Below are 15,943 nucleotides of genomic sequence, written 5' to 3' on the forward strand. Positions count from 1 at the left end.
GGTGCGTGGTGTGAGGGGGAGCCGCTGCTCCGACGGCGAAGGCCGCGTCCGTGGTGGACGCGGCCTTCGGGTCAGGAGGCTGCGAGCGACTCCTTGGCGGCGGACAGTGCCGCCTCGGTGGTGATCCCGAACTCGCGGAACAGGGTCTTGTAGTCGGCCGAGGCGCCGAAGTGCTCGATCGAGACGGAGCGGCCGGCGTCGCCGACGTACTTCTGCCAGCCCAGGCTCAGGCCGGCCTCGATCGAGACACGGGCCTTCACCGAGGACGGCAGGACCTTCTCGCGGTACTCGGCGTCCTGCTCCTCGAACCACTCGAGGGACGGAGCCGAGACGACGCGGGCGTTGACGCCCTCGCTCTTCAGGGCCTCGCGCGCCTCGACGGCGATCTGGACCTCGGAGCCGGTCGCGATGAAGATCACGTCCGGGGTGCCGCCCGGCGCCTCGGCCAGGATGTAGGCACCGCGGGCGACGTTCGCGGCGGAGGCGAAGGTCTCGCCCTCCGCGTCGCCCTCGCCGCGCTCGAACACCGGGATGTTCTGACGGGTGAGCGCGAGGCCGGCGGGGCCCTCGCGGCGCTCGAGGATGGTCTTCCAGGCGTAGGCGACCTCGTTCGCGTCGCCGGGGCGGACGATGTCCAGGCCCGGGATCGCGCGGAGGGTCGACAACTGCTCGACCGGCTGGTGCGTCGGGCCGTCCTCGCCGAGAGCCACGGAGTCGTGGGTCCAGACGTAGATGGCCGGCGCCTTCATGAGCGCGGCGAGACGGACGGCCGGGCGCATGTAGTCGGAGAAGATCAGGAAGGTGCCGCCGAAGGGGCGGGTGTTGCCGTGCAGGACGATCCCGTTGAGGATCGCGCCCATGGCGTGCTCGCGGATGCCGAAGTGCAGCACGCGGCCGCCCTTCTTCCCGGTCCACTCGTGGGTCGAGAACTCCGTCGGGACGAAGGAGCCGGCTCCCTCGATCGTCGTGTTGTTCGACTCGGCGAGGTCGGCGGAGCCGCCCCACAGCTCGGGGATCACGCCGGCGAGGGCGTTGATGACCTTGCCGGACGCGGCGCGGGTCGAGACCTCATTGCCGGGCTCGAAGACGGGGAGCGCCTCCTGGACGCCCTCGGGCAGCTCGCCCGAGAGAACCCGGTCGAGCAGCTCCTTCTTCTCGGGGTTCGCGGACGCCCAGGCGGCGAGCTGCTCGTCCCACTCGGCGTGCTGGGCCTGGCCGCGCTCGACGGCCTTGCGGGTGTGCTCGATGACCTCGTCGGCGACGTCGAAGGTCTTCTCGGGGTCGAAACCGAGCACCTCCTTGAGTCCGCGGAGCTCGTCGGCGCCCAGGGCGGAGCCGTGGATCTTGCCGGTGTTCTGCTTCTTCGGCGACGGCCAGCCGATGATGGTGCGCAGGATGATGAGCGACGGCTTGTCGGTCTCGCCCTTCGCGGCCTCGATCGCGGCGTGCAGCTCGGCGACGTCCTCGTGGTACTCGCCGGTCTTCTTCCAGTCGACGACCTGGACCTGCCAGTCGTAGGCCTCGTAGCGGGCCTTGACGTCCTCGGTGAAGGCGATGTTGGTGTCGTCCTCGATCGAGATCTGGTTGGAGTCGTAGATGACGACCAGGTTGCCGAGCTTCTGGTGGCCGGCGAGCGAGGAGGCCTCGCTGGTGACGCCCTCCTGCAGGTCGCCGTCGCCGGCGATGACGTAGACGAAGTGGTCGAACGGGGAGGTGCCCGCGGCGGCCTCCGGGTCGAACAGGTCGCGCTCGAAGCGCGAGGCGTAGGCGAAGCCCACGGCGGAGGCGAGGCCCTGGCCGAGCGGCCCGGTGGTGATCTCGACGCCGTCGGTGTGGCCGTACTCCGGGTGGCCCGGGGTCTTCGAGCCCCAGGTGCGCAGCGCCTTGAGGTCGTCGAGCTCGAGTCCGTAGCCGCCCAGGTAGAACTGGACGTACTGCGTCAGCGAGGAGTGGCCGACCGACAGGATGAACCGGTCGCGGCCGATCCAGGTCGCGTCGGACGGATCGCGTCGCATGACCTTCTGGAACAGGAGGTACGCGGCGGGCGCGAGGCTCATGGCGGTTCCGGGATGGCCGTTGCCGACCTTCTCGACCGCATCCGCGGCGAGAACCCTCGCCGTGTCGACTGCCTTCTCGTCAATGGATTCCCATTGCAGTTCTGACACTTGGTACTGACCCTTCTCGAGACGTGGGGCAGACGGGGACCGTCCGCCCTCTCGCATGGTGGAGCACGCCGCATGACGACTTCGACACGATGCTCCGGCGACGGCCCTCTCGGCCCCGTGCCGACGACGGTCGGGCGGGCTCGGGTGCGTGCCGGGCGCTCTGGCGAGCAGTCCCGAGTATACGGAGGGGGGTGCGCCGGGGACCGGGGGTTGCGTGGTCGCATATGTCTGCGCGCGATTGGACAAGCGTGCACGCCGGGCCCGGCTCCCGGACGGGCGCATTACACTCGTTCGGGATCATCGAATCGTTAGAGGAGCAATGGACGCAGTCGTGGAGACCACCGCCGTCGAGCGGGACGGGGCGTCGACGACGACCCTCTCGCGCAAGGTGAAGGCCTTCGTCGCTCTGACGAAGCCCCGCGTGATCGAGCTGCTCCTCGTGGTGACCGCTCCGACGATGATCCTGGCGCAGGGCGGGATCCCGAACCTGCTGCTGGTCCTCAACGTCCTGATCGGCGGCGCCCTGAGCGCCGGCTCCGCGGGCGCGTTCAACTGCTACTTCGACCGGGACATCGACCGGATCATGAACCGGACGAAGAACCGGCCGCTCGTGACCGGGGAGATCTCGGACCGTTCCGCGCTCGTCTTCGCGACCACGATCGGCGTCCTGTCGATCGTCTGGCTCGGCCTCACGGCCAACTGGCTCTCCGCCGGCCTGTCGCTCGCCGCGATCCTGATCTACGTCGTGTTCTACACCCTCTTCCTCAAGCGCCGGACGCCGCAGAACATCGTCTGGGGCGGCATCGCGGGCTGCATGCCGGTGCTGATCGGCTGGGCGGCGGTCACGGACTCGCTCGACTGGGCCCCTGTCATCCTCTTCTCCGTCATCTTCCTCTGGACGCCGCCGCACTACTGGCCGCTGTCGATGAAGTACCGGGACGACTACCAGGCCGCCGGCGTGCCGATGCTGGCCGTCGTCCGCGGACGCACGATCGTCGGGCTCCAGGTCATCCTCTACGCCTGGGCGACCGTCGCCTGCTCCCTCCTGCTGATCCCCGTCGCCGGGATGGGCGTGCTCTACACGATGGTCGCCCTCGGCAGCGGAGTCTGGTTCATCGCCGAGACGCACCGCCTGTACAGCCTCGCGATCCGTCACGAGCACGTCTCGCCGATGCGCGTCTTCCACGGGTCCATCGGGTACCTCACCCTGCTCTTCCTCGCCGTCGGCATCGACCCGCTGCTGCCCTTCTGATGGTGACCCCGTTCTCCCTCCTCGCCGAGCGGGTGACCCTGGGTCCGCGCGCACTGCGCTGGGGGACCACCGCGGCGCTCGTCGCGAGCATCCTGATCATCTTCTTCGGGGGCGTCGTCAGGCTGACCGGCTCGGGCCTCGGCTGTCCCACCTGGCCGGCGTGCGAGCCGGGCTCGCTCACCTCGACGCCCGAGCTCGGCATCCACGGCTTCATCGAGTTCACGAACCGCGCGTTCACCGGCGTCCTCGTGGTCGCGGTGGGCTGGGCGATCACGGCAGCCCGCCTGCAGAAGCCGCGCGACCGCACCATGACCCGGCTCGCCTGGTCGCAGTTCTGGCTCGTCGTCGCCAACGCGCTCGCGGGCGGCGCGACCGTGCACTCCGGTCTCAACCCGTACATCGTCGCCGGGCACTTCGTGCTCGCCATCGCCCTGCTCACCACCACCGCCCTGACCTGGCACCGCGCCCACCGCTCGCAGTCCGTGGCCTTCGAGCCCGACCGCACGACGCGGGCGCTCAGCATCGGGCTCGTCGGCCTGACCCTCCTCGTGATCCTCGTGGGGACCCTCGTGACGGGCACCGGGCCGCACGCCGGCGACTCCGCCGAGGTGCCCCGGATGCAGTTCCACTGGGAGAGCGTGACCGTCGTGCACGGCGTGCTCGGCACGGCGGTGCTCGTCGCGGGTGCCGCACTGCTCCAACGCCTGTCGCGGGCGGCGGGCTCGGAGCTCGCCCGGCGGCGCGTCGTCACCTTCCTCGTCGTCGTCGTGCTGCAGGCGCTGGTCGGAGTCGCGCAGTCGCTCACCGCGCTGCCCGAGACGCTCGTCGCAGTGCACCTCCTCGGCTCGGCTCTGGTCTGGGTCGGCGCGGTCCGCGTGCTGCTCGACGTGAACCCGAGGCTCTTCACCGTGCGCGCCCAGCGCCGGGACGCCGCTCAGGAGCTCCAGGCCGCCGTCTGACCGCGGGATCCGGCTCGGCGGAGAGCAGGTGCCGCCGGAGGCGCAGGAGCACCCGGGGGAGTGCCCGCAGAGGGAGGTCCGCCGCAACGGCGCGGGCGAGAGGACCGAACGCCCGAGCGGGTCCGGCCGGCAGGCCGGCGCCCATCAGTGCGGTCACGAGTCGGGCGGGGAGCGGGATCGATCCGTCGTTCGTCATGGAGGAACCGAATCACGGACCACTGACACCGGTATGGTCATGCGCGTCTGGCGATCGCTCCCCGGTGCCCGGCCGACACCCAGGTGCGGAGGTTCCGCTGAAGGGCGGACGCCGGTAGAATGAGAAGCTGGTCACGGTTCGACGCACCCTGCGCACGTGATCCGCACACGGCTCGATGGGGCGCCGACGCACACCTCCGGAACCCCAGGGACGCACACCATCCGCTCCGCGCATCAGATCGATCGCGCGACCGGCCGGAGAGCACCCGCGGGCCATCCCCGGGGGAATGACTCCGGGACCCGACCGGTTAGCAGTGGGTAGGAAACGAGGTACACATGTCAGACATCCTGATCGACCGCCCCGAGCTCGAGAGCCTGGGCGTCTACGAGTTCGGCTGGTCCGACTCGGACTCCGCCGGCTCCTCCGCACGTCGCGGCATCTCGCCCGAGGTCGTCTCCGACATCTCCGCGCTCAAGAACGAGCCCGCCTGGATGCGCGACCGCCGCATGAAGGCCCTGAAGCTCTTCGAGCGCAAGCCCATGCCGACCTGGGGCGCCGACCTGTCGGAGATCGACTTCGACAACATCAAGTACTTCGTCCGCTCCACGGAGAAGCAGGCTCAGACCTGGGACGACCTCCCGGACGACATCAAGAACACGTACGAGAAGCTCGGCATCCCGGAGGCGGAGCGCCAGCGCCTCGTCGGCGGCGTCGCGGCCCAGTACGAGTCCGAGGTCGTCTACCACCAGATCCGCGAGGACCTGGAGGAGCAGGGCGTCATCTTCATGGACACGGACACTGCCCTGCGCGAGCACCCTGAGATCTTCGAGGAGTACTTCGGCACCGTCATCCCCGCGGGCGACAACAAGTTCGCGGCGCTGAACACGGCTGTCTGGTCCGGCGGCTCCTTCGTCTACGTCCCGAAGGGCGTCCACGTCGACATCCCGCTGCAGGCCTACTTCCGGATCAACACCGAGAACATGGGCCAGTTCGAGCGGACCCTGATCATCGCGGACGAGGACAGCTACGTCCACTACATCGAGGGCTGCACGGCGCCGATCTACAAGTCGGACTCGCTGCACTCCGCCGTGGTCGAGATCATCGTGAAGAAGAACGCCCGCGTGCGCTACACGACGATCCAGAACTGGTCGAACAACGTCTACAACCTCGTCACCAAGCGCGCGATCGCGCACGAGGGCGCGACGATGGAGTGGATCGACGGCAACATCGGCTCCAAGGTCACCATGAAGTACCCGTCGATCTTCCTGGTCGGCGAGCACGCCAAGGGCGAGACCCTCTCCGTCGCGTTCGCAGGCCCCGGCCAGCACCAGGACGCCGGCGCGAAGATGGTCCACATGGCGCCGTACACGCAGTCGTCGATCGTCTCGAAGTCGATCGCCCGCGGCGGCGGCCGCGCCGGCTACCGCGGCGAGGTCCGGGTGGACGCGAACGCGCACCACTCGGCGAACACCGTGCGCTGCGACGCACTCCTGGTCGACACCATCTCGCGGTCCGACACCTACCCGGCGATCGACATCCGTGTCGACGACGTGCAGCTCGGCCACGAGGCGACGGTGTCGAAGGTCAGCGAGGAGCAGCTCTTCTACCTGATGTCGCGCGGCCTGCCGGAGGACGAGGCCATGGCCATGATCGTCCGCGGCTTCATCGAGCCGATCGCGCGCGAGCTGCCCATGGAGTACGCCCTCGAGCTGAACAAGCTGATCGAGATGGGGATGGAGGGCAGCGTCGGTTGACGCCCGCCTCCCCCCTCGAAGGGGCGCCCGGACGGGGCGCCCCGCACCCATCGAAAGGAACCACCGCCAGATGACGGTCCCCACGAGCGCCGCGACCCCCGAGATCGACGGCGCGGCCGCCGCTGAGCGCCTGGGCATCAGCGCCCACTCCGACGGGGCGTTCACGCCCGTGCAGACGCGATCCGAGCGCTTCGCCTCGGCCGACGTCGAGGCCTTCGAGGCCGTCACCGGCCGCGAGATCGCCTGGAAGCTGACGCCCGTCGCCCGCTTGGGCGACCTGATCGACGGCACGCTCGACGGCTCGCCCGCCCCGCTCGAGCACGCGGCGGTGGACGGCGTGGACGTCTCGTGGGTCGGCCGCGACGACCAGCGGATCGGCACCGCCGGCCTCCCCGAGGACCGCGCCGCCGCGAACGCCTGGTCGAGCTTCGAGAAGGCCCTCGCCGTCCGCGTCACGGGAGAGGACGAGAAGGTCGCCACCCTCGTCCGCTCCGGCCTCGGCTCCGCGCCCCGCGCCGCGCACACGATCATCGAGGCGGCGCCCTACGCCCGCGCCGTCGTCGTACTGCAGAACGAGGGCGACGCCTCCCTCGCGGAGAACGTGGAGATCCTCGTCGGCGAGGGCGCCCAGCTCACCGTCGTGACCGTGCAGGAGTGGGCGGACGACGCCCGGCACCTGGCCAACCACTTCGTGCGGGTCGGACGCGATGCGAAGGTGAAGCACATCGTGGTCACCCTCGGCGGGTCCATCGTCCGGGTGAACCCCTCGGCGCACCTCGTCGAGCGCGGAGCGGACGGCGAGCTCTTCGGCCTGTACTTCGCCGACGGCGGCCAGCACCTCGAGCAGCAGGTGTACGTGGACCACGACGCCCCCGACACCCGCAGCCGCGTGACCTACAAGGGCGCGCTGCAGGGCGAGGGCGCGCGCACCGTCTGGATCGGCGACGTCCTGATCCGCAACAGCGCGACCGGCACCGACAGCTACGAGCAGAACCGCAACCTCGTCCTCTCGGACGGCACGCGGGCCGACTCCATCCCGAACCTCGAGATCGAGACCGGCGACATCGCCGGAGCGGGGCACGCCTCGGCGACCGGCCGCTTCGACGACGAGCAGCTCTTCTACCTGCAGTCCCGCGGGATCCGTGAGGACGAGGCGCGACGCCTGGTCGTGCGCGGGTTCCTCAGCGAGATCGTGCAGCAGATCAAGGTCGCCGAGCTCGAGGACCGCCTGCAGCTCGCGATCGAGGCGGAGCTCGCCGGCAGCGCCGGCCAGACCGGCTCCTCCCGCGGAGCGGCGGTCACCGCATGAGCAACGCCGCGATGATCTGCTCGGTCTCCGAGCTGGTCCCCAACCAGGCCATGCGGGTCGAGGTCGACGGAGTCGCGATCGCGGTCGTGCAGGACTCCGCCGGCGAGATCCACGCGATCGGCGACACCTGCACCCACGGCGAGATCTCGCTCTCCGAGGGCTTCGTCGAGGGCGAGAGCCTCGAATGCTGGGCGCACGGCTCCCAGTTCTCCCTCCGCACCGGCACCCCGCTCAACCTCCCGGCCTACGAGCCGGTCCCCGTCTTCGTCGTCGAGATCATCGACGGCGACGTCTACATCGACCCGACCGTCACGAAGGAAGTCTGAATGTCCGTTCTCCAGATCAGCGATCTCCACGTCAGTGTCGAGACCGAGCAGGGGACCAAGCAGATCCTCCGCGGTGTCGATCTCACCATCAACCAGGGTGAGATCCACGCGATCATGGGCCCCAACGGGTCCGGCAAGTCCACCCTCGCGTACACGATCGCGGGACACCCCAAGTACCACGTCGACGGCGGCTCGATCACCCTCGACGGCATCGAGGTCCTCGACATGTCCGTCGACGAGCGCGCTCGCGCGGGCCTCTTCCTCGCCATGCAGTACCCGGTCGAGATCCCCGGCGTGACCAACACCAACTTCCTCCGCACCGCCAAGACCGCGATCGCCGGCGAGGCGCCCGCGATCCGCACGTGGACGAAGGACGTCAAGTCCGCGATGGCGAACCTCCGCATGGACTCGTCCTTCGCGGCTCGCAACGTCAACGAGGGCTTCTCGGGCGGCGAGAAGAAGCGCAACGAGATCCTCCAGCTCGAGCTGCTCGCCCCGCAGTTCGCCGTGCTCGACGAGACCGACTCCGGCCTCGATGTCGACGCGCTCAAGATCGTGTCGGAGGGCGTCAACCGCGCCCACCAGAGCACGGGCCTCGGCGTGCTGCTGATCACGCACTACACGCGGATCCTTCGCTACATCCAGCCCGACTTCGTCCACGTCTTCGTCGCCGGCCGCGTCGCCGAGCAGGGCGGCAAGGAGCTCGCCACCCGGCTCGAGGACGAGGGCTACGACCGCTTCCTGACCTCGGCGACGGTCTGATCATGGCGGTCACCACTCTCGAGCCGAAGCTCTTCGACCAGGTCGAGGAGGCGCTCAAGGACGTCATGGACCCCGAGCTCGGGGTCAACGTGGTCGACCTGGGACTCATCTACGACCTGGGCTGGGACGACGAGAACGACGCCCTCGTCATCCACATGACCCTCACCTCGGCGGGCTGCCCGCTGACCGACGTGCTCGAGGAGCAGACCGCCGAGTCGCTCGACGGCATCGTCGAGGCGTTCCGGATCAACTGGGTCTGGATGCCGCCGTGGGGTCCCGACCGGATCACCGAGGACGGCCGCGACATGATGCGCGCACTCGGCTTCTCGATCTAGCCGCTGCACGCCGACGCCGAAGGGCCGGGAGGAATCGTCCTCCCGGCCCTTCGGCGTCCGTGCGACCGCTCAGCGCGAGCGGCGCGAGAGCATCGCCCAGGTGGTGGGCAGCAGCGCGGCGGCGACCAGCGCCTTGAGCGCGTCGCCGACCAGGAAGGGCACGAGCCCCGCGGAGAGGACGGAGCCGAGGTCGGCGGGCAGCCCCAGCGAGGCGAGGGCGGCGGCCAGCCAGGGCAGGCCGACGAGGTAGATGGTGGCGGTGCCGGCGAGGAAGGTCACCAGCGTGCCGAGGACGCGGCGGTCCCACTGCCGCTGGGCGAGCCATCCGGTGACGACCGACGCGAGGACGAAGCCGACGATGTAGCCGCCGGTGGGACCCGCGAGGACGGCCCAGCCGTGCGAGCCCTCGGTGAAGACCGGGGCGCCGAGAGCGCCGACGAGCGCGTACACCAGCATGGAGAGCGCGCCGCGGAGCGCGCCGAGCGTCGTGCCGACCAGGAGGACCGCGAAGGTCTGGCCCGTGAAGGGGACCGGCCACATCGGGATGAACAGCTGCGCCATCGCCGCGGTGAGACCCGCACCCGCGAGCACCAGCAGGGCGTCGGTCGCGACGGAGCGGGTGACGAGCCGGTCGGCGAGGACCGGGCGCGGAAGGGCGGAAGAGGAAGGGGACATGGGTGATCTCCGAGAGTCCTGGTCGCCCGAGAGCGAGGAGCGAGCGCGTCCGCGGTGAGCGGACGTGGATCCGCCCCGCGGCTCAGGAAATATACTAGGGGGCTGCCGCATCGCGGCCCCTTGCCCCACTCCTCCCGAACCGAACGCCATTTCTTGGCGGGAACGGACAGCACTGTGCTCAGCGTGCACGATCTCGAACTCCGAGTCGGCGCCCGACTCCTGATGGAGAACGTCTCCTTCCGGGTGGGCGACGGCGACAAGGTCGGCCTCGTCGGCCGCAACGGGGCGGGGAAGACGACGCTGACCAAGGTCCTCGCGGGCGACCTCATCGCCTCGAAGGGCACTGTCGACCGCGGCGGCGAGATCGGCTACCTCCCCCAGGACCCGCGCTCGGGCGACCCGGAGGAGCTGGCGCGCACCCGCATCCTCGACGCCCGCGGGCTGGGGCAGCTGGTGCTCGGCATGCAGGAGGCGACGATCGCGATGTCGAGCAGCGACACCTCCGTGAGCGAGGCCGGCATGAAGAAGTACGGGAACCTCACGGACCGCTTCCTCTCCCTGGGCGGATACGCGGCGGAGGCGGAGGCCGCGTCGATCGCGAGCAACCTCAACCTCCCCGACCGGATCCTCGACCAGCCGCTCAAGACGCTCTCCGGCGGCCAGCGGCGCCGGATCGAGCTCGCACGCATCCTCTTCTCCGACGCGAGCACGCTGATCCTCGACGAGCCGACGAACCACCTCGACGCCGACTCCGTCGTCTGGCTCCGCGAGTTCCTGAAGAACTACCGCGGCGGCTTCATCGTGATCAGCCACGACATCGAGCTGGTCGGCGAGACCGTGAACCGCGTCTTCTACCTCGACGCCAACCGCCAGGTCATCGACGTCTACAACATGAACTGGAAGAACTACCAGCGCCAGCGCGCCGCGGACGAGGAGCGCCGCAAGAAGGAGCGGGTCAACGTCGAGAAGAAGGCCGGCGCCCTCCAGCTGCAGGCCGCCAAGTTCGGCGCGAAGGCCTCGAAGGCGGCGGCGGCGCACCAGATGGTCGCACGTGCCGAGCGCATGCTCAGCGGACTCGAGGAGGTCCGCGCTGTCGACCGCGTCGCGAAGCTCCGGTTCCCGACTCCGTCCGCCTGCGGTCGCACCCCCCTGCAGGCCCAGAACCTGTCGAAGAGCTACGGCTCGCTCGAGATCTTCACCGCCGTCGATCTCGCGATCGACCGCGGCTCCAAGGTCGTCATCCTCGGGCTCAACGGAGCGGGCAAGACGACGCTCCTGCGCATCCTGGGCGGCGTCGACCAGCCCGACACCGGAGTGATCGAGGCCGGGCACGGCCTCCGTATCGGCTACTACGCGCAGGAGCACGAGACGATCGACGTCAAGCGATCGGTGCTCGAGAACATGGTCTCCTCGAGCCCGAACCTCACCGAGACCGAGGCGCGCCGGGTCCTGGGCTCGTTCCTCTTCACTGGAGACGACTCGCACAAGCCGGCCGGGGTCCTCTCGGGCGGGGAGAAGACCCGCCTCGCCCTGGCGATGATCGTGGTCTCGGGCGCGAACGTGCTCCTGCTCGACGAGCCCACCAACAACCTCGACCCCGCGAGCCGCGAGGAGATCCTCGACGCGCTGGCGCACTACGAGGGCGCCGTCGTCCTGGTCAGCCACGACGAGGGAGCAGTCGAGGCGCTGAACCCCGAGCGCGTCCTGATCATGCCGGAGGGCACCGAGGACCACTGGGCGGCCGACTACCTCGACCTGATCACGCTCGCCTAGCGGGCGTCGAGCAGCTCGTCCTCGACCTCGGAGTCGCTGCGGCCGCGGCGTCGGCGGCGCTCCTCGCGCCGCTCCTCGGCCGCCATGACCTCGGGGTCGTCGGCGTTGCGGATGCGGTACTCGTGGCGGATCGCCCAGCCGAGCCCGCCGAAGCCCATGACCGCGAACAGCACCCACTGGATGGCGTAGCTGATGTGCAGGCCCTCGTCGGCGACCGGCTTGATCGCGGCCAGAGGGGGAGCGTCGATCGGCGCCGGCGCCTCGGCGACCAGCAGGCCGTACGCCGAGGTCCGCAGGGGCTCGTCCAGCTGCGCCGACAGGTCGTCGAGCTGGATCGTGGCGATCTGGCCGGCCGGTGCGGAGCGTCCGTCGATCCGCCCCTCCGCGGGCTTCAGGCGGGCGACGACGGTCACCTCTCCCTCGGGCGGCGCGGGGACGGCGTCGGGGGAGTCCTGGGTCGAGCCGACGGGCACCCAGCCGCGGTCGACGACGAACACGCTGCCGTCGTCGAGCCGCAGCGGCGTCAGGATCTCGAAGCCGGGGTTGCCGTTGTAGGGCCGGTTGCGGACGAGGGTCTGCCCCTGCGTCTCGTAGACGCCGGTGACCTCGACCGGGCGGTACTCGAGCGCGTCGTCCCAGGAGGAGTCGGCGGGGAGCAGTCCGTCGAGGGCGACCGGGTCGGCGGTCCAGTTCGCGGTGACCAGCCTGTTGGTCGAGGCGGCCTGGTCGAGCCGCGCGACCTGCCAGCGCGAGAGCAGCACGCACGCGACGGCGAAGACGATCGCGAGGGCGAGGTAGCCGCACCAGCGCCGGGAGAAGACGAAGCGCCAGGAGGGACGGGGCGCGTCGCCGCTCACCGTTCCGCTCCGCGATCGACCGTGTAGAGCGGCTTCACCTCGAGCGGGAAGTCGCGGGCGAGGAGGAACTCGCGCAGGAACTCCAGGTGCTCGCCGCAGGCCAGCCAGGTCTTCCGGCGGTCCTCCGCGTGGATCCTCGGGTTCCGCCACTCGATCGCGTAGGTCGCCGTCCTCGGGCAGCCCGCTCGGGAGCAGGCGTGTGCATCGGGGACCCGGCCGAGGGGGATCACGGCCGGTCTCCCCGCGGGTCGCCGCCCTCGGGGCCGGTCGGCGCCTCGGAGTCGGGGGCGGGGGCCGGAGCCGGCGGGACCGGCCGGGAGAGGACGATCGCGCCCGGCCGCTCGACGTTGCCGCGCTCGCCCGCGCTGCCGACGTTGGCCAGTACGACGGCGAAGTAGGGCAGCACCACGGCGCCGATGGCGAAGAACAGCAGCCACCAGCCGTGGGCGAAGAGGAGGCAGATGACGCAGAGCATCCTGATGCCCATGGCGATCGAGTACTTGATCGCGCGGGAGCGCCGCTCGGCGCTCGGCGACGGCGGTAGGGAGGTGAGTGTCTCGCGTGGTTTCACAGCCCTGCAAGCCTACGTCGCGGCGGGCGGGTGGAGGCCGGGAGGGCCTCATCCCGGAATCTGTTGCGCGACGCGCCTCTAGGATGTACGGGTCGCCCGGCGCCGCACGAGCGCCGGCAGGAGGGACACCATGACCACGCCGCGCACCGTCCTCGTCACCGGGGGCAACCGGGGGATCGGCTTCGCCATCGCCCAGGAGTTCGTGGCCGCCGGTCACCGGGTCGCCGTGACGGCGCGCTCGGGCTCGGGTCCGGAGGGCTCCCTCACCGTCGTCGCGGACGTGACCGACGCCGCCTCCATCGACGCCGCGTTCACGCAGGTCGAGGCCGAGCTGGGCCCCGTCGAGATCCTGGTGGCGAACGCGGGCATCACCCGCGACACCCTGCTGCTGCGCATGACGGAGGAGGACTTCACCTCCGTCGTCGACACGAACCTCACGGGGGCGTTCCGCGTCGTCAAGCGCGCGTCGAAGGGGATGCTCAAGCAGCGCTTCGGCCGCGTCGTCCTCATCTCCAGCGTGGTCGGCCTCTACGGGTCGCCCGGCCAGATCAACTACGCCTCGTCGAAGGCCGCCCTCGTGGGCTTCGCCCGCTCGCTGACCCGCGAGCTCGGAGCTCGGAACATCACCGCCAACGTCGTCGCTCCCGGCTTCATCGAGACCGACATGACCGCCGAGCTCTCCCCGGAGCAGCAGGCGGAGTACCGCACGAGCATCCCGCTCGCCCGCTACGGCACCGCTGCCGAGGTCGCGAAGGTCACGCGCTGGCTGACCAGCGATGAGGCGGCGTACATCTCCGGCGCCGTGATCCCGGTCGACGGCGGCCTCGGGATGGGCCACTGACCGATAATCCCTGGGCTTATATCGGTGGGATATAAGCTCTAGGCTTATGCGATGACCTCCTCCGACGTCGTCGCCGTCCTCCTGGACCTGGTGACCTCCCGCTCCCTCGCCGACCGCGCGGGTGCCCAGCGCGAGATCGAGCGCGGCTTCGCCGACGTGGAGGCCGCGGTTCCGGCGATCCAGCCCCTGCATCCGACGGTCGGGGACGAGTTCCAGGCGATCTACCCCTCCGTCCACGCCGCGCTCCGTGCGACGCTGCAGGCGCGCCTCTCCCTCCCGGCCGGAGTCGACTGCCGCGCGGGCATCGGCCTGGGCGAGGTGCGGGTGGTCGGGTCCGGGGTCGCCGGGGACCTCGAGGACGGCTCCGGCTGGTGGCGAGCGCGCGAGGCCATCGATCGCGCCCACGCCCTCGAGGACGGTGCGGTGCCCACGGCGCGCGGGTGGTTCGTCGCCGGGGACGCAGACGGGAGGTCCGGCGAGGCGGCGGTCAACGCCTACCTCCTCTCCCGCGACGCCCTGGTCGGAGCGCTCAGCGCGCGCGATCGCCGGCTCGTGCTCGGGAGCCTGCGCGGGGCGTCGCAGAAGGAGCTGGGCGAGCAGGAGTCGATCTCCCAGCCCGCCGTCTCGCAGGCGCTGCGGCGCGCGGGAGCGGGCGCCCTCCTCGCCGGAGCGCGTCTGCTGGAGGAGGCGTGCTGACGGCGCTGCTGCTCGCCGTGATCGGCCTCGGCGACCTCGCGCGCACGCACCTCCGCCGTCGTGCGGCGCTCCTCGCGATCCCCGTGCTCGCCGCCGCCGCCGTGACCGCGGCGCTCCTCGTCGGAGCCCCGCCGCTCGGTGCGGCCATCGTCCTCGTCCTGGTCGGGGCCTGGCTGCTCACGACCACGACCGTCGAGAACGCTCGGCCGCCCGGGGGCCTGCGTCCGGCCGTCGCCCTCGTCGCGGCGGTCCTGGTGCTGACCGCTGTCGACCGCGCCGCCGGCGTCCCGACGGGGCTGCTCACGCCCACCGCCGTCGCGGGTCGGCTCCCGCCGCTCGCACAGCTCGCCCTGGCGGTCGGAGCGGGGCTCTTCCTGCTGGAGAGCGGCAACGTGATCGTGCGGGCCGCGCTGTTCCGCGAGCTCCCGCAGCCCGAGCCCGCGCCGCGTCCCCGCTGGAGCGAGCGGTTCGCCCGCCGGGAGCCGGCGGACGCCCGCCTGCCGGACCTCCAGGGCGGGCGCACGATCGGGCCGCTGGAGCGGCTGCTGATCGCCGGCCTCACGCTCGCCGGAGCGTTCGGCCTCGCCGGTGCCGTGCTCGCGGCCAAGGGGATCGTGCGCTTCCCCGAGATCTCCCGCGACGGCGGCAGCGGGGAGAAGGCGGAGTACTTCCTCGTGGGCTCGCTCGTCAGCTGGGCGCTGGCGCTCGGCTGCGCCGGGCTCGTCGCGATCGCGGGGCGCTGACCGCCCTGAGGGCGAGGGGCGGGGGCGGCGTCAGCCGCGGAGGCCGAGGACGGGCAGCAGCTGCGAGAGATCGAGACCGCCGACGACGAGGTCCGCGCGCTCGCGGACCAGGGGCTTGGCGTTGAAGGCCACGGCGAGGGCGGCGACCGCCATCATCTCCAGGTCGTTTGCGCCGTCGCCGACGGCGATCGTGCGCTGCGGGGGGACGCCCGAGAGTGCCGCCCACTCGCGGAGCGCGTCCGCTTTGGCAGCGGCGTCGATGACCGCCCCGTCGACCACTCCGGTGAGCAGGCCGCCCCGGCAGCAGAGGCGGTTGGCCCGGACGAAGTCGAGACCGAGCGCGCCGGCGACCGGGTCGAGGACCTCGTGGAAGCCGCCGGACACCACTCCGATGCGGCCGCCCGCGGCGTGCACGCCGGCCACGAGCTCGGCCGCGCCGGGCGTGACGCGGACGCCCGAGCTCACGCTCGGGAGCACCGACTCCGGGACCCCGGTGAGAGTGGCGACGCGCTCGCGGAGGCTCTCGCCGAAGTCGAGCTCGCCGCGCATCGCCCGCTCGGTGACGGCGGCGACGCGGCCCTCGGAGCCGGCGTGCACCGCGAGGAGCTCGATCACCTCGTCCTGGAGGAGGGTGGAGTCCGCGTCGAGGACGACGAGGAAGCGGGCAGGCGTCGCAGGACGCTCACTCATGGGCCGGTCCGATCGGTCGGGTGGGCGCGCCGGGGCGCA

17 protein-coding genes are annotated in these 15,943 nt (G+C 71.0%); 11 read left to right on the forward strand and 6 right to left on the reverse strand.

Features of this window, described 5'->3' with window-relative positions:
- Positions 1–71: 71 nt before the first annotated feature.
- Positions 72–2,165: a transketolase gene (gene tkt / locus GSU45_RS07705; protein ID WP_159914000.1), complete on the reverse strand. Its 2,094-nt coding sequence runs from the start codon at positions 2,163–2,165 to the stop codon at positions 72–74.
- A 319-nt stretch (positions 2,166–2,484) separates the two neighbouring features.
- Here tkt and GSU45_RS07710 point away from each other — a divergent pair, with 319 nt between their 5' ends.
- From GSU45_RS07710 to GSU45_RS07740, 7 genes are all read left to right on the forward strand, one after another.
- Positions 2,485–3,417: a heme o synthase gene (locus tag GSU45_RS07710; RefSeq protein WP_159914002.1), complete on the forward strand. Its 933-nt coding sequence runs from the start codon at positions 2,485–2,487 to the stop codon at positions 3,415–3,417.
- Positions 3,417–4,376, forward strand: a complete 960-nt coding sequence (locus tag GSU45_RS07715) for a COX15/CtaA family protein (protein WP_159914004.1) — start codon at positions 3,417–3,419, stop codon at positions 4,374–4,376. The genes GSU45_RS07710 and GSU45_RS07715 overlap by 1 nt, the downstream gene beginning before the upstream one ends.
- 531 nt (positions 4,377–4,907) lie before the next feature.
- Positions 4,908–6,326: a Fe-S cluster assembly protein SufB gene (gene sufB, locus GSU45_RS07720; RefSeq protein WP_159914006.1), complete on the forward strand. Its 1,419-nt coding sequence runs from the start codon at positions 4,908–4,910 to the stop codon at positions 6,324–6,326.
- 70 nt (positions 6,327–6,396) lie between these two features.
- Positions 6,397–7,635: a Fe-S cluster assembly protein SufD gene (gene sufD, locus GSU45_RS07725; protein WP_159914008.1), complete on the forward strand. Its 1,239-nt coding sequence runs from the start codon at positions 6,397–6,399 to the stop codon at positions 7,633–7,635.
- Entirely contained in the window at positions 7,632–7,961 is a 330-nt protein-coding gene (locus GSU45_RS07730) for a non-heme iron oxygenase ferredoxin subunit (RefSeq protein WP_208543510.1), read from the forward strand. Before sufD ends, GSU45_RS07730 begins: the two co-directional genes overlap by 4 nt.
- Positions 7,962–8,723 (forward strand): Fe-S cluster assembly ATPase SufC, encoded by a 762-nt coding sequence (gene sufC / locus GSU45_RS07735; protein ID WP_159914010.1) that lies wholly within the window; start codon positions 7,962–7,964, stop codon positions 8,721–8,723.
- A 2-nt stretch (positions 8,724–8,725) separates the two neighbouring features.
- On the forward strand, positions 8,726–9,058 hold the full coding sequence (locus GSU45_RS07740) for a metal-sulfur cluster assembly factor (protein ID WP_104221939.1): 333 nt from the start codon (positions 8,726–8,728) through the stop codon (positions 9,056–9,058).
- Between the two features lie 69 nt (positions 9,059–9,127).
- On the opposite strand, the gene GSU45_RS07745 is transcribed toward GSU45_RS07740, so the two are convergent.
- Positions 9,128–9,733 (reverse strand): biotin transporter BioY, encoded by a 606-nt coding sequence (locus GSU45_RS07745; protein ID WP_159914012.1) that lies wholly within the window; start codon positions 9,731–9,733, stop codon positions 9,128–9,130.
- Positions 9,734–9,907: 174 nt separating this feature from the next.
- Between GSU45_RS07745 and GSU45_RS07750 the strand changes: the two genes are divergently transcribed.
- The gene (locus tag GSU45_RS07750) at positions 9,908–11,506 is read left to right on the forward strand and encodes an ABC-F family ATP-binding cassette domain-containing protein (protein ID WP_159914014.1); all 1,599 of its coding nucleotides are present in this window, start codon (positions 9,908–9,910) and stop codon (positions 11,504–11,506) included.
- Here the strand turns inward: GSU45_RS07750 and GSU45_RS07755 are convergent.
- Genes GSU45_RS07755 through GSU45_RS07765 form a run of 3 tightly spaced genes read right to left on the reverse strand, consistent with a single transcriptional unit; the run spans position 11,503 to position 12,934 of the window.
- On the reverse strand, positions 11,503–12,363 hold the full coding sequence (locus GSU45_RS07755) for an SURF1 family protein (protein ID WP_159914016.1): 861 nt from the start codon (positions 12,361–12,363) through the stop codon (positions 11,503–11,505). The two genes, GSU45_RS07750 and GSU45_RS07755, sit on opposite strands and share 4 nt — an antisense overlap.
- Entirely contained in the window at positions 12,360–12,593 is a 234-nt protein-coding gene (locus GSU45_RS07760; protein WP_159914018.1) for a hypothetical protein, read from the reverse strand. The genes GSU45_RS07755 and GSU45_RS07760 overlap by 4 nt, the downstream gene beginning before the upstream one ends.
- Positions 12,590–12,934: a DUF3099 domain-containing protein gene (locus GSU45_RS07765; RefSeq protein WP_159914020.1), complete on the reverse strand. Its 345-nt coding sequence runs from the start codon at positions 12,932–12,934 to the stop codon at positions 12,590–12,592. The genes GSU45_RS07760 and GSU45_RS07765 overlap by 4 nt, the downstream gene beginning before the upstream one ends.
- A gap of 130 nt (positions 12,935–13,064) precedes the next feature.
- Here GSU45_RS07765 and fabG point away from each other — a divergent pair, with 130 nt between their 5' ends.
- The 3 genes from fabG to GSU45_RS07780 are packed head-to-tail and all read left to right on the forward strand — an operon-like array spanning position 13,065 to position 15,214.
- Positions 13,065–13,775 (forward strand): 3-oxoacyl-ACP reductase FabG, encoded by a 711-nt coding sequence (gene fabG, locus GSU45_RS07770; RefSeq protein ID WP_159914022.1) that lies wholly within the window; start codon positions 13,065–13,067, stop codon positions 13,773–13,775.
- 51 nt (positions 13,776–13,826) lie between these two features.
- Positions 13,827–14,471, forward strand: coding sequence for a SatD family protein (locus GSU45_RS07775; protein ID WP_159914024.1), 645 nt, complete (start codon positions 13,827–13,829; stop codon positions 14,469–14,471).
- The gene (locus GSU45_RS07780; protein WP_159914026.1) at positions 14,465–15,214 is read left to right on the forward strand and encodes a hypothetical protein; all 750 of its coding nucleotides are present in this window, start codon (positions 14,465–14,467) and stop codon (positions 15,212–15,214) included. The genes GSU45_RS07775 and GSU45_RS07780 overlap by 7 nt, the downstream gene beginning before the upstream one ends.
- A 30-nt stretch (positions 15,215–15,244) precedes the next feature.
- Here the strand turns inward: GSU45_RS07780 and serB are convergent, their stop codons facing one another.
- Entirely contained in the window at positions 15,245–15,904 is a 660-nt protein-coding gene (gene serB / locus GSU45_RS07785; protein WP_159914028.1) for a phosphoserine phosphatase SerB, read from the reverse strand.
- Between the last annotated feature and the right edge of the window lie 39 nt (positions 15,905–15,943).

Origin of the sequence: Rathayibacter sp. VKM Ac-2801, assembly GCF_009834245.1 — a bacterium.
Classification (GTDB): domain Bacteria; phylum Actinomycetota; class Actinomycetes; order Actinomycetales; family Microbacteriaceae; genus Rathayibacter.

Bases quoted from the DNA above. Each gene is read 5' to 3' on its own strand.
- sufD (WP_159914008.1), top strand. From the start codon at position 6,397: ATGACGGTCCCCACGAGCGCCGCGACCCCCGAGATCGACGGCGCGGCC.
- fabG (WP_159914022.1), top strand. From the start codon at position 13,065: ATGACCACGCCGCGCACCGTCCTCGTCACCGGGGGCAACCGGGGGATC.
- GSU45_RS07715 (WP_159914004.1), top strand. From the start codon at position 3,417: ATGGTGACCCCGTTCTCCCTCCTCGCCGAGCGGGTGACCCTGGGTCCG.
- sufB (WP_159914006.1), top strand. From the start codon at position 4,908: ATGTCAGACATCCTGATCGACCGCCCCGAGCTCGAGAGCCTGGGCGTC.
- serB (WP_159914028.1), bottom strand. From the start codon at position 15,904: ATGAGTGAGCGTCCTGCGACGCCTGCCCGCTTCCTCGTCGTCCTCGAC.
- GSU45_RS07745 (WP_159914012.1), bottom strand. From the start codon at position 9,733: ATGTCCCCTTCCTCTTCCGCCCTTCCGCGCCCGGTCCTCGCCGACCGG.
- GSU45_RS07740 (WP_104221939.1), top strand. From the start codon at position 8,726: ATGGCGGTCACCACTCTCGAGCCGAAGCTCTTCGACCAGGTCGAGGAG.
- sufC (WP_159914010.1), top strand. From the start codon at position 7,962: ATGTCCGTTCTCCAGATCAGCGATCTCCACGTCAGTGTCGAGACCGAG.
- GSU45_RS07710 (WP_159914002.1), top strand. From the start codon at position 2,485: ATGGACGCAGTCGTGGAGACCACCGCCGTCGAGCGGGACGGGGCGTCG.
- GSU45_RS07730 (WP_208543510.1), top strand. From the start codon at position 7,632: ATGAGCAACGCCGCGATGATCTGCTCGGTCTCCGAGCTGGTCCCCAAC.
- GSU45_RS07775 (WP_159914024.1), top strand. From the start codon at position 13,827: ATGACCTCCTCCGACGTCGTCGCCGTCCTCCTGGACCTGGTGACCTCC.